Source organism: Escherichia sp. MOD1-EC5433 (assembly GCF_002966005.1).
Lineage (GTDB): Bacteria > Pseudomonadota > Gammaproteobacteria > Enterobacterales > Enterobacteriaceae > Escherichia > Escherichia ruysiae.
Map to the genome: position 1 here is coordinate 450,914 of NZ_PTRL01000003.1, position 12,375 is coordinate 463,288.

The 12,375-nt window shown below is 53.5% G+C and carries 10 protein-coding genes; 8 read left to right on the forward strand and 2 right to left on the reverse strand.

Annotation, left to right across the window (positions count from 1 at the left end; translation table 11 throughout):
- Window positions 1-76 precede the first annotated feature (76 nt).
- Together mdtQ and C3D30_RS09085 are read left to right on the forward strand one after the other, a co-directional pair.
- Window positions 77-1,513, forward strand: a complete 1,437-nt coding sequence (gene mdtQ, locus C3D30_RS09080) for a multidrug resistance outer membrane protein MdtQ (RefSeq protein WP_105286774.1) — start codon at window positions 77-79, stop codon at window positions 1,511-1,513.
- Window positions 1,514-1,565: 52 nt separating this feature from the next.
- Window positions 1,566-2,327, forward strand: coding sequence for an SDR family oxidoreductase (locus C3D30_RS09085; RefSeq protein ID WP_000079555.1), 762 nt, complete (start codon window positions 1,566-1,568; stop codon window positions 2,325-2,327).
- Between the two features lie 125 nt (window positions 2,328-2,452).
- Here C3D30_RS09085 and C3D30_RS09090 read toward each other — a convergent pair whose 3' ends face one another.
- A complete protein-coding gene (locus tag C3D30_RS09090; RefSeq protein ID WP_010356678.1) occupies window positions 2,453-3,031 on the reverse strand; it encodes a DedA family protein in 579 nt (192 codons plus the stop codon).
- A gap of 169 nt (window positions 3,032-3,200) precedes the next feature.
- Between C3D30_RS09090 and C3D30_RS09095 the strand changes: the two genes are divergently transcribed.
- A complete protein-coding gene (locus C3D30_RS09095; protein WP_000020073.1) occupies window positions 3,201-3,788 on the forward strand; it encodes a Yip1 family protein in 588 nt (195 codons plus the stop codon).
- 173 nt (window positions 3,789-3,961) lie between these two features.
- Window positions 3,962-4,894: a D-alanyl-D-alanine endopeptidase gene (gene pbpG, locus C3D30_RS09100; RefSeq protein ID WP_010352881.1), complete on the forward strand. Its 933-nt coding sequence runs from the start codon at window positions 3,962-3,964 to the stop codon at window positions 4,892-4,894.
- Between the two features lie 120 nt (window positions 4,895-5,014).
- On the opposite strand, the gene dld is transcribed toward pbpG, so the two are convergent.
- Window positions 5,015-6,730, reverse strand: a complete 1,716-nt coding sequence (gene dld, locus C3D30_RS09105; RefSeq protein ID WP_105286775.1) for a D-lactate dehydrogenase — start codon at window positions 6,728-6,730, stop codon at window positions 5,015-5,017.
- A 195-nt stretch (window positions 6,731-6,925) separates the two neighbouring features.
- On the opposite strand from dld, the gene bglX reads away from it, so the two are divergent.
- The 4 genes from bglX to yehX all read left to right on the forward strand — a co-directional run bounded on the left by bglX (window position 6,926) and on the right by yehX (window position 12,372).
- On the forward strand, window positions 6,926-9,223 hold the full coding sequence (gene bglX / locus C3D30_RS09110; protein ID WP_105284994.1) for a beta-glucosidase BglX: 2,298 nt from the start codon (window positions 6,926-6,928) through the stop codon (window positions 9,221-9,223).
- Window positions 9,224-9,371: 148 nt separating this feature from the next.
- Window positions 9,372-10,289, forward strand: a complete 918-nt coding sequence (gene osmF / locus C3D30_RS09115; RefSeq protein ID WP_105286776.1) for a glycine betaine ABC transporter substrate-binding protein OsmF — start codon at window positions 9,372-9,374, stop codon at window positions 10,287-10,289.
- Window positions 10,290-10,295: 6 nt separating this feature from the next.
- Entirely contained in the window at window positions 10,296-11,453 is a 1,158-nt protein-coding gene (gene yehY / locus C3D30_RS09120; protein WP_105286777.1) for a glycine betaine ABC transporter permease YehY, read from the forward strand.
- Window positions 11,446-12,372: a glycine betaine ABC transporter ATP binding protein YehX gene (yehX, locus tag C3D30_RS09125; RefSeq protein ID WP_105284997.1), complete on the forward strand. Its 927-nt coding sequence runs from the start codon at window positions 11,446-11,448 to the stop codon at window positions 12,370-12,372. The genes yehY and yehX overlap by 8 nt, the downstream gene beginning before the upstream one ends.
- The last annotated feature ends 3 nt before the right edge of the window (window positions 12,373-12,375 follow it).

Sequence of the window (12,375 nt, forward strand, 5' to 3'; positions counted from 1 at the left end):
TTGCCACGCGAAACTAAAAAATACATTGCAACACACGGTAATCTCCGCGCACCTTTTCTTACCTGATTATTCCCCCATGAATCGTGATTCCTTTTATCCAGCTATCGCCTGTTTTCCGCTGTTCCTCATTCTGGCTGGGTGTGCGCCTGTGCACGAAACCCGCCAGGCGTTAAGCCAGCAAACGCCCGCTGCGCAAGTTGACAGCGCATTACCCACGGCGCTGAAAAATGGTTGGCCAGACAGTCAGTGGTGGCTGGAATATCACGATAATCAACTCACTTCCTTAATTAATAGCGCACTACAGAACGCACCGGATATGCAGGTGGCTGAACAGCGCATTCAACTGGCTGAAGCGCAGGCGAAAGCTGTAGCCACTCAGGATGGTCCGCAGATCGATTTTTCTGCGGATATGGAGCGACAAAAAATGTCGGCGGAAGGGTTAATGGGGCCGTTTGCCCTGACCGATCCGGCGGCAGGTACTACCGGGCCGTGGTATACCAACGGTACTTTTGGTCTAACGGCGGGCTGGCATCTGGATATCTGGGGAAAGAATCGGGCTGAAGTCACAGCGCGCCTCGGTACGGTTAAAGCACGGGCGGCGGAACGCGAGCAAACCCGCCAATTGCTGGCTGGCAGTGTGGCTCGTCTGTACTGGGAGTGGCAAACCCAGGCGGCGTTAAACACGGTCTTGCAGCAAATCGAAAAAGAGCAGAACACCATTATCGCGACCGACCGCCAGCTATATCAGAACGGAATTACCTCTTCGGTTGAAGGTGTGGAAACCGATATTAATGCCAGTAAAACCCGGCAACAGCGCAATGATGTGGCGGGAAAAATGAAAATTATTGAGGCGCGGTTAAATGCGCTGACTAACAGCCAGACGAGCGGTTTAAAGCTGCATCCGGTTGTGCTGCCTGAAGTGACAAGTCAGCTTCCTGATGAACTGGGTTATTCCTTGCTGGCACGCCGTGCCGATTTGCAGGCGGCGCACTGGTACGTTGAATCATCCTTAAGTAGCATCGACGCGGCAAAAGCGGCCTTTTATCCCGACATAAACCTGATGGCCTTCCTGCAACAAGATGCGTTGCACTTAAGCGATCTGTTCCGACATTCCGCGCAGCAAATGGGTGTTACGGCAGGCCTGACGCTACCCATTTTCGATAGCGGTCGTCTTAACGCCAATCTCGATATTGCGAAAGCCGAAAGCAACTTGTCTATCGCCAGCTACAACAAAGCGGTGGTTGAGGCGGTGAATGACGTGGCGCGGGCAGCCAGTCAGGTTCAGACACTGGCGGAGAAAAACCAGCATCAGGCGCAAATTGAGCGCGATGCCCTGCGTGTGGTAGGTCTGGCGCAGGCACGCTTTAACGCGGGCATCATTGCTGGTTCCCGCGTCAGCGAAGCCAGAATCCCGGCGCTGCGTGAGCGAGCCAATGGCCTGTTATTGCAAGGGCAGTGGCTGGATGCCTCCATTCAACTCACCGGCGCGCTGGGCGGGGGCTATAAACGCTGATGATATGCGGCTTCTATACTTAACGTTTATTCAGCGTTAAGTGGAGAACTCCATGGCACAGGTCGCGATTATTACTGCCTCCGATTCGGGGATCGGAAAAGAGTGCGCGTTATTACTGGCGCAGCAAGGGTTTGATATTGGCATTACCTGGCACTCAGATGAAGAAGGGGCAAAAGATACCGCGCGTGAGGTAGTTAGCCACGGCGTCCGTGCGGAGATGGTGCAACTGGATCTCGGCAATCTACCAGAAGGTGCGCAGGCGCTGGAGAGACTCATTCAACGACTGGGGCGTATTGATGTGCTGGTGAATAACGCGGGGGCGATGACCAAAGCGCCGTTTCTTGATATGGCTTTTGATGAGTGGCGCAAGATTTTTACCGTTGATGTCGATGGTGCATTTTTATGCTCGCAAATTGCTGCCCGCCAGATGGTGAAACAGGGGCAGGGTGGTCGCATCATCAACATTACATCGGTACATGAACATACGCCGCTGCCGGATGCCAGCGCCTACACCGCCGCTAAACATGCACTCGGCGGGTTAACCAAAGCGATGGCGCTGGAACTGGTCAGGCATAAGATTCTGGTGAATGCGGTCGCGCCAGGTGCAATCGCCACGCCGATGAACGGCATGGATGACGGCGACGTGAAGCCCGACGCAGAGCCATCGATTCCCCTGCGGCGTTTCGGCGCAACGCATGAGATTGCCAGCCTGGTAGCCTGGCTATGTTCCGAAGGCGCAAATTACACCACCGGGCAGTCGTTAATTGTCGATGGTGGTTTTATGCTGGCGAATCCGCAGTTTAAGCCGGAGTAGTGCAATGGGATATGTGGATATTTCAATGGGTATGTTGTAGGCATGATAAGACGCGCCAGCGTCGCATCAGGCATGGAACACCTGATGTCGGATGCGGCGCGAACGACTTATCTGTGGCAACTGCTTTACGCCTGATTATCCGGCTTTTTCTTCCCGCGCCGTTTCAGCCACCAGCGCACGCCAACCACCAGAACCACGACCAAAATCAACCAGACCCAGTGTTTCAGATGCTGATCAAGACTGTGCAACCACGGCGCAATCACCTGACCACCGGCGTAACCGATAGTGGTAAAAATCAGCGCCCAGGCAAATGCGCCGAGAATATTCAGCGGCAGAAAGATTTTCGGCGGCAACTGACTGGCACCAATCAGCGTCGGGCCAATTACCCGAAAGCCATACATAAAACGCGTACCAATAACAAACAGATACGGATGGCGCTGGATCAGTTTCTGCGCCCGCTCAATTTTATCCTGATGCTTTGAGATACGACGCAACAGCTTGCCGCCAAACCGCCGTCCGCACAGATAAAGCACCTGGTCGCCAATCATGCCGCCAAGCGCCACAGAAAGAACCACTAGCGGGAATTTTAATAATCCCTGATGTGCCGCAACGCCTCCCAGCAAAGTCACGGTTTCACCCTCTGCCAGACTGCCGAGCACCAGCGCGGCATAACCATATTGTGAGATGAGTGTATTGAGATCCATAGGCCAGTCTGTCTCCCTTTGGTTGCCTGTAAGCATACACCCTGTGAATTGTTTGCGCAGAAAAAGGCGTTTCATCACGCGACGCAAATTTCACAACAGGGCAAAAAATAACCACAAGCTGACTTATACTTGAACTGTCAGGTTCAGCAACTCACAAAAAGGGGGCGGTATGAGCCATGTCTGGGGACTGTTTTCCCATCCCGATCGTGAAATGCAGGTGATTAATCGTGAAAACGAAACGATTTCTCATCACTACACCCACCACGTTTTGCTGATGGCGGCGATTCCGGTGATCTGTGCCTTCATTGGCACCACGCAAATTGGCTGGAATTTTGGCGATGGCACTATCCTGAAGTTATCCTGGTTTACCGGACTGGCGCTGGCTGTCCTGTTTTATGGCGTTATGCTGGCTGGGGTCGCGGTGATGGGGCGAGTCATCTGGTGGATGGCGCGCAAATATCCGCAACGTCCGTCGCTTGCGCACTGTATGGTCTTTGCCGGATATGTCGCGACGCCACTATTTTTAAGCGGCCTGGTGGCGCTTTATCCGCTGGTCTGGCTGTGCGCGCTGGTGGGTACGGTGGCGCTGTTTTACACCGGTTATCTGCTTTATCTCGGTATTCCGAGCTTCCTGAATATCAACAAAGAGGAAGGTCTTAGCTTCTCCAGTTCGACGCTGGCGATTGGCGTACTGGTGCTGGAAGTGCTGCTCGCTATTACCGTTATTCTGTGGGGGTACGGTTATCGGCTGTTCTAGAAAGTTCTTTTGCGTTGCATTGCTGGCGTAAATGTCAGCAATGCAGCATTTCCTCACGATTCTCCTTTGACGATCTCACTTTTTGCTCGTTATGATGGCGTCGCTAGCCTCAGTAAATCCTTACTCCGGCGGTGCGCAACCCGTGCGCGTGAACCACTATCTGAATGCTCATCATGCCGAAATTTCGAGTTTCTTTATTTAGCCTGGCTCTAATGCTGGCTGTGCCTTTTGCACCGCAGGCCGTTGCGAAAACGACTGCCGCTACCACAGCTTCGCAGCCGGAAATCGCTTCCGGTAGTGCGATGATTGTTGATCTGAATACCAACAAAGTGATCTATTCGAACCACCCGGATCTGGTGCGTCCGATTGCGTCAATCACCAAATTAATGACCGCAATGGTGGTGCTTGACGCACGACTGCCGCTGGATGAAAAACTAAAAGTGGATATCAGCCAGACGCCAGAGATGAAAGGGGTCTATTCGCGCGTGCGACTGAACAGCGAAATCAGCCGTAAAGAGATGCTACTGTTGGCGCTGATGTCTTCAGAAAACCGCGCGGCGGCAAGCCTGGCGCACCATTATCCTGGTGGTTATAACGCTTTTATTAAAGCGATGAATGCGAAAGCGAAATCGCTCGGAATGAACAACACGCGCTTTGTTGAACCGACCGGATTGTCGGTGCATAACGTTTCGACTGCCCGTGACCTGACCAAATTGCTGATTGCCAGCAAACAATATCCGTTGATCGGTCAGTTGAGTACCACCCGTGAAGATATGGCGACCTTCTCTAATCCGACGTACACCCTGCCGTTCCGCAATACTAACCATCTGGTTTATCGCGATAACTGGAATATTCAGTTAACCAAAACCGGTTTTACCAATGCCGCAGGGCATTGTCTGGTGATGCGCACGGTTATCAATAATAAACCGGTGGCGCTGGTGGTGATGGATGCATTTGGCAAATATACCCATTTTGCCGATGCCAGCCGCCTGCGTACCTGGATTGAGACCGGTAAAGTGATGCCTGTTCCGGCTGCGGCGTTGAGCTATAAAAAACAAAAAGCCGCCCAGATGGCGGCGGCGGGGCAGACGGCACAGAACGATTAAGTTTGCTTGCCTGTAGGCCGGATCAGGCGTTTACGCCGCATCCGGCATTAGGTGCCAGTGCCTGATGCGATGCTTACGCATCTTATCAGGCCTACATCTGCATCAGGCATCCAGCTGTATTTACTCTGCTTCCTGCCAGTTTTTCCGCTTACTGGTCTTACCGATCCCAGGGTTCATACTGTTGGTCGGATCGTTCTCGCGATAAAACTTCTGCAGCGTCTCCGGCGCTTTATACAAATGACCGACGTTATGCTCGGCAGGGTATTGCGCGCCGCGCTGCTGTAGCAGTTCCAGCATCTGTTCTTTCAACGCATGCACATCCACGCCTTTTTTAACGATGTAATCCTGATGGAAGACATAGCACATAAAATGGCCGTAATAGAGCTTGTGCACCAGCTGGCTGTCGATCTCCGGCGGTAAATGTTCATACCACTCGGTGTCGTTACGCCGCAGAGCGATATCCAGCGCCAGAATGTCTTCGACTTCATCGGAATGCACCGCCTGATAACGAATTGCTGCGCCCGCAGCGGCGAAACGGTGCAAAAATGCTTTGCTTCCTTCCTCCGGCGTACAGACAAAGAAATCGCCTTCAGCCTGTTTGAAATAATCCACCAGCCACGATTTCGCTTCGCCAATGCCATCGCCCGCCATTTTTAACAGCAGATGATGTTCATATTTATCGCGCCAGCTGTTCATGCGTGGGGGTAAATGGCTGGGGAACAGATGACCGAATTTTTGCATCGCACGGTCGGTAAAATGCGGACGGAAGAATTTCACTTTCTCCAGCATCGCATCGGTACGTCCTTTGATATTAAAGAAGAGAGGCATCTTGTCGGTGCCAAGTTTATCGATCATCAGGAAGGTGTCTTTGCCATATTTTTCCGCGATATCGTAGATATCCCGATGCATATATTCCCCGGCAACCGGCAGATTTTCGAAATTAGCCAGAATATGGCGGCGGATTTCAGTCAGCACTTCCGGCTGGTTGGTGCCTATATAAAACACCTGCTGATTTTTTTCCGCTTCGAAGGTATCAAGACGTACCGCGAATACTGCCAGTTTTCCGGCGCAACCGGAGGATTCAAACAGGCGATCCGGGTCGGCGTTATAACGTGCGGGTGTGTCGGCTTCAATATCCCGAACGCGGTGAACATAATCATAATCGTGGGCGTGACGACCATCGTGGCGAACATCATCTTCTTTGATACGATCGTCATCCAGCTTGCTGAGGATCTGCTCCGGTGTTTCGCCCAGATCAATCCCCAGATGGTTCACCAGCGTCAGTTTGCCGTCTTCATTTATGCGCGCGAATAACGACATTTCGGTATACGCCGGGCCACGCTGCACCAGCGAGCCGCCGGAGTTATTACAGATACCGCCGATGACCGATGCACCTATACACGACGAACCAATCACCGAGTGCGGTTCGCGCCCCAGCGGTTTGAGAGCTTTTTCCAGCGAATAGAGCGTGGTGCCAGGATATGCCAGCACCTGTTCGCCCTTGCCGAGAACGTGCAGCTTGTCGAGACGCAGGGTGCTGATGATAACGATATCGCGATCATAGTCGTTACCGTTTGGCGTCGAGCCTTCGGTCAGGCCGGTATTGGCGGCCTGCATCAGAATAATTTTGTCGGCGGTGACGCAGGCTTTCAGCACCCGCCACAATTCCAGTAACGAACCAGGAAAAACGACAGCCAGCGCGTCGCCCTGACCAGAACGGAAGCCCTTGCGATAGCGGGCCGTTTTTGCGGGATCGGTGAGCAGGTGTGAATGACCGACCAGACGGGCAAGTTCATTCAAAAAGGCTTTATTATCAGTTGTTGTCATGGAAGACATTTTCCACTCCTTGTGGTGGCGAAAAAATATCACAAACTAGAATAGCGCCTTGTATGACAATTCAGCGAGTGAATATTTTGAAAATTCAGACAATAAACTGAGCATTCTTTTTCTCTCTCTATCATGCTTATGGCAAACTACGGTTTTTGCACCATTTTCGCTGCCACATCGGGCAACAAAGGAAGAAAAATCCACATGAAATGGCTATGTTCAGTAGGTATCGCGGTAAGTCTGGCCTTACAGCCAGCACTGGCGGATGATTTGTTTGGTAACCATCCATTAACGCCCGAAGCGCGTGATGCGTTCGTCACCGAACTGCTCAAGAAAATGACGGTTGATGAGAAGATTGGTCAACTGCGCTTAATCAGCGTCGGCCCGGATAACCCGAAAGAGGCGATCCGCGAGATGATCAAAGACGGGCAGGTTGGGGCGATTTTCAACACCGTAACCCGTCAGGATATCCGCGCCATGCAGGATCAGGTGATGGAATTAAGCCGCCTGAAAATTCCTCTTTTCTTTGCTTACGACGTGCTGCACGGTCAGCGCACGGTGTTCCCGATTAGCCTTGGTCTGGCCTCTTCTTTTAACCTTGATGCGGTGAAAACTGTTGGGCGCGTCTCTGCTTATGAAGCGGCAGATGATGGTCTGAATATGACCTGGGCGCCAATGGTCGATGTCTCGCGCGATCCGCGCTGGGGACGTGCTTCCGAAGGATTTGGCGAAGATACGTATCTCACCTCAACAATGGGTAAAACCATGGTGGAAGCGATGCAGGGTAAAAGCCCGGCAGATCGCTACTCGGTGATGACCAGCGTCAAACACTTTGCGGCTTATGGTGCGGTAGAAGGCGGCAAAGAGTACAACACCGTCGATATGAGCCCGCAGCGCCTGTTTAATGACTATATGCCGCCGTACAAAGCGGGGCTGGATGCAGGCAGCGGCGCGGTGATGGTGGCGTTGAATTCGCTGAACGGCACGCCAGCAACCTCCGATTCCTGGCTGCTGAAAGATGTTCTGCGCGATCAGTGGGGCTTTAAAGGCATCACCGTTTCCGATCACGGCGCAATCAAAGAACTGATTAAACACGGCACGGCGGCAGATCCGGAAGATGCGGTGCGCGTGGCGCTGAAATCCGGGATCAACATGAGCATGAGCGACGAGTACTACTCGAAGTATCTGCCTGGTTTGATCAAATCCGGCAAAGTGACTATGGCAGAGCTGGACGATGCCGCGCGTCACGTACTGAACGTCAAATATGACATGGGACTGTTTAACGATCCGTACAGCCACCTTGGGCCGAAAGAGTCTGACCCGGTGGATACCAATGCCGAAAGTCGCCTGCATCGCAAAGAAGCGCGTGAAGTGGCGCGAGAAAGCCTGGTGCTGCTGAAAAACCGTCTCGAAACGCTGCCGCTGAAAAAATCTGCCACCATCGCGGTGGTTGGCCCACTGGCAGACAGCAAACGTGATGTCATGGGAAGCTGGTCAGCAGCCGGAGTTGCCGATCAATCCGTGACCGTGCTGACCGGGATTAAAAATGCCGTTGGTGAAAACGGTAAAGTGCTGTACGCCAAAGGGGCAAACGTCACCAGTGACAAAGGTATTATCGACTTCCTGAATCAGTATGAAGAAGCGGTCAAAGTCGATCCTCGTTCTGCGCAAGAGATGATTGATGAAGCGGTGCAGACCGCGAAACAATCTGATGTGGTGGTGGCTGTGGTCGGTGAAGCTCAGGGGATGGCGCACGAAGCCTCCAGCCGTACCGATATCACTATTCCGCAAAGCCAACGTGATTTGATTGCGGCGTTGAAAGCCACCGGTAAACCGCTGGTGCTGGTGCTGATGAACGGGCGTCCGCTGGCGCTGGTGAAAGAAGATCAGCAGGCTGACGCGATTCTGGAAACCTGGTTTGCGGGTACGGAAGGCGGTAACGCGATTGCCGATGTGTTGTTTGGTGATTACAACCCATCCGGCAAGCTGCCGATGTCCTTCCCGCGTTCTGTCGGGCAGATCCCGGTTTACTATAGTCATCTGAATACGGGGCGCCCGTATAACGCTGACAAGCCGAACAAATACACTTCACGCTATTTCGATGAAGCTAACGGTGCGCTTTACCCGTTCGGCTATGGTCTGAGCTATACCACTTTCACTGTCTCTGATGTGAAACTCTCTGCTCCGACCATGAAGCGTGACGGCAAAGTGACTGCCAGCGTGCAGGTGACGAACACCGGCAAACGCGAAGGGGCGACGGTGGTTCAGATGTATTTGCAGGATGTGACCGCTTCTATGAGCCGTCCGGTGAAGCAGCTGAAAGGCTTTGAGAAAATCACCCTGAAACCGGGCGAAACTCAGACTGTCAGCTTCCCGATCGACATTGATGCGCTGAAGTTCTGGAATCAGCAGATGAAATATGATGCCGAGCCTGGCAAGTTCAACGTCTTTATCGGCACCGATTCCGCACGCGTTAAGAAAGGCGAGTTTGAGTTGCTGTAATGCTTTATTAAGGGCGTGAAGTTTGCGCCCTTTAAGTATTTATCTGATTCTGCAACTGAATCCATCCGCTCAGGCTAACCTCGCCATTATCAACTATGCTTTTCTCTTAATTCGCTGAAAACAACAGTAAAAGAATGAGGAAAGCATCATGCCACTCTCAAAGCTCTGGGCAGGTTCACTGGTTATGTTGGCAGCCGTGAGCCTGCCGCTACAGGCGGCTTCTCCCGTTAAAGTCGGTTCAAAAATCGATACCGAAGGCGCACTGCTCGGCAACATTATTTTGCAAGTGCTGGAAAGCCACGGCGTACCGACGGTCAATAAAGTCCAGTTGGGAACCACGCCGGTGGTGCGCGGGGCGATCACTTCTGGCGAGCTGGATATCTACCCGGAATATACCGGCAATGGCGCTTTCTTCTTTAAAGATGAAAATGATGCGGCGTGGAAAAATGCCGGGCAAGGCTACGAGAAAGTCAAAAAGCTCGATGCAGAGCAAAATAAGTTAATCTGGCTGACGCCTGCGCCTGCAAATAACACCTGGACCATCGCCGTGCGTCAGGATCTGGCAGAGAAAAACAAACTCACTTCGCTTGCCGATCTCAGCCGTTATCTGAAAGAGGGCGGCACCTTCAAACTGGCGGCCTCGGCAGAGTTTATCGAACGCGCCGATGCCTTACCCGCGTTTGAAAAAGCCTATGCCTTTAAGCTCGGTCAGGATCAGTTACTGTCACTGGCCGGTGGCGACACGGCGGTGACGATCAAAGCCGCTGCCCAGCAAACCTCTGGCGTTAATGCCGCAATGGCTTACGGCACCGACGGCCCGGTCGCGGCGCTGGGGCTGCAAACCTTAAGCGATCCGCAAGGTGTTCAACCTATCTACGCGCCTGCGCCAGTGGTGCGTGAGTCGGTGTTGAAAGAGTATCCGCAAATGGCACAGTGGCTACAGCCCGTCTTCGCCAGCCTCGATGAAAAGACGTTGCAGCAACTGAATGCCAGTATTGCCGTAGAAGGGCTGGATGCTAAAAAAGTGGCTGCCGACTACCTGAAACAAAAAGGGTGGACGAAGTAATTTCTCGTGACTTATCTACGTATTAATCCTGTTTTGGCGCTGCTGCTGTTGCTGACGGCAATCGCAGCGGCGCTGCCGTTTATCAGTTACGCGCCTAACCGTTTAGTCTCTGGTGAGGGGCGTCATCTCTGGCAACTGTGGCCGCAAACGATCTGGATGCTGGTAGGGGGTGGTTGCGCCTGGCTGACTGCCTGTTTTGTTCCCGGTAGAAAAGGCAGCATTTTTGCACTCATCCTTGCGCAATTCGTCTTCATCTTGCTGGTATGGGGCGCAGGAAAGGCCGCGACGCAACTGGCGCAAACTGGCAGTTCGCTGGCGCGTACCAGCCTTGGCTGTGGCTTCTGGCTGGCTGCGGCGCTGGCATTGCTGGCCTGTAGCGATGCAATCCGCCGGATCACCACTCATCCGTTGTGGCGCTGGTTGTTGCATATACAGATTGCCATCATTCCGCTGTGGCTGCTGTACTCCGGCACGCTTAACGATCTCTCGCTAATGAAAGAGTACGCCAACCGTCAGGAGGTGTTCGATGACGCGCTGGCGCAGCATCTGACGCTGCTGTTTGGTTCGGTGCTGCCTGCGCTGGTGACAGGCGTGCCTCTGGGCGTCTGGTGTTACTTTTCCACTGCGCGGCAGGGGGCGATTTTTTCTCTGCTCAATGTCATTCAGACCGTGCCTTCGGTGGCGCTCTTTGGCCTGTTGATTGCGCCGCTTGCCGGGCTGGTCAGCGCATTTCCGTGGCTCGGAACGCTTGGTGTTGCAGGAACCGGAATGACCCCCGCACTGATTGCGCTGGTGCTTTACGCCTTACTGCCGTTGGTGCGCGGCGTGGTAGTGGGGTTGAATCAGATCCCGCGCGACGTGCTGGAGAGCGCCACAGCGATGGGCATGAGTGGGACGCAGCGATTCCTGCATGTGCAGTTACCGCTGGCGTTACCGGTATTTCTGCGCAGCCTGCGGGTGGTGATGGTGCAGACTGTCGGTATGGCGGTGATTGCGGCGTTAATCGGCGCTGGCGGTTTTGGCGCACTGGTTTTCCAGGGGCTGCTAAGCAGTGCCATTGATTTAGTGTTGCTGGGAGTGATCCCGGTGATTGTACTGGCGGTGCTTACCGACGCGCTGTTCGATTTGCTTATCGCACTGCTGAAGGTAACAAACCATGATTGAATTTAGCCATGTCAGCAAACTGTTCGGCACACAAAAAGCCGTTAACGACCTCAATCTCAATTTTCAGGAGGGGAGTTTCTCGGTGCTGATTGGCACATCAGGCTCCGGCAAATCCACTACCCTGAAGATGATTAACCGCCTGGTGGAGCATGACAGTGGTGTGATCCGCTTTGCCGGAGAAGAAATTCGCTCGCTGCCAGTGCTGGAGCTGCGCCGCCGGATGGGATACGCCATCCAGTCGATAGGTTTATTTCCCCACTGGAGCGTGGCGCAAAACATCGCCACCGTGCCGCAATTACAAAAATGGTCGCGGGCGCGGATTGACGATCGCATCGATGAATTAATGGCGCTGCTGGGGCTGGAGGCGAATTTACGCGAGCGTTATCCCCATCAACTTTCTGGTGGTCAGCAGCAGCGAGTCGGCGTTGCTCGTGCGCTGGCTGCCGATCCGCAAGTTTTGCTGATGGATGAACCGTTTGGCGCGCTGGATCCTGTGACGCGCGGCGCGTTGCAACAAGAGATGACGCGCATTCACCGTTTGCTGGGGCGCACCATTGTGCTGGTCACTCACGATATTGATGAGGCGCTACGGCTGGCAGAACATCTGGTGTTAATGGATCATGGTGAAGTGGTGCAGCAGGGCAATCCGCTGGCGATGCTTACTCGCCCGGCGAATGATTTTGTGCGCCAGTTTTTTGGTCGCAGCGAGCTGGGCGTGCGCCTGTTATCGTTACGTAGTGTGACCGATTATGTGCGCCGCACCGAACGCGCTGAAGGTGAGGCACTGGCAGAAGAGATGACGCTACGCGATGCGCTCTCATTGTTTGTCGCTCGTGGTTGTGAAGTGTTGCCGGTGGTTGACGCTCAGGGTAAACCTTGCGGCACATTGCATTTTCAGGATCTGCTGGTGGAGGCGTAAGCG

Bases quoted from the DNA above. Each gene is read 5' to 3' on its own strand.
- mdtQ (WP_105286774.1), top strand. From the start codon at position 77: ATGAATCGTGATTCCTTTTATCCAGCTATCGCCTGTTTTCCGCTGTTC.
- C3D30_RS09085 (WP_000079555.1), top strand. From the start codon at position 1,566: ATGGCACAGGTCGCGATTATTACTGCCTCCGATTCGGGGATCGGAAAA.
- C3D30_RS09090 (WP_010356678.1), bottom strand. From the start codon at position 3,031: ATGGATCTCAATACACTCATCTCACAATATGGTTATGCCGCGCTGGTG.
- C3D30_RS09095 (WP_000020073.1), top strand. From the start codon at position 3,201: ATGAGCCATGTCTGGGGACTGTTTTCCCATCCCGATCGTGAAATGCAG.
- pbpG (WP_010352881.1), top strand. From the start codon at position 3,962: ATGCCGAAATTTCGAGTTTCTTTATTTAGCCTGGCTCTAATGCTGGCT.
- dld (WP_105286775.1), bottom strand. From the start codon at position 6,730: ATGTCTTCCATGACAACAACTGATAATAAAGCCTTTTTGAATGAACTT.
- bglX (WP_105284994.1), top strand. From the start codon at position 6,926: ATGAAATGGCTATGTTCAGTAGGTATCGCGGTAAGTCTGGCCTTACAG.
- osmF (WP_105286776.1), top strand. From the start codon at position 9,372: ATGCCACTCTCAAAGCTCTGGGCAGGTTCACTGGTTATGTTGGCAGCC.
- yehX (WP_105284997.1), top strand. From the start codon at position 11,446: ATGATTGAATTTAGCCATGTCAGCAAACTGTTCGGCACACAAAAAGCC.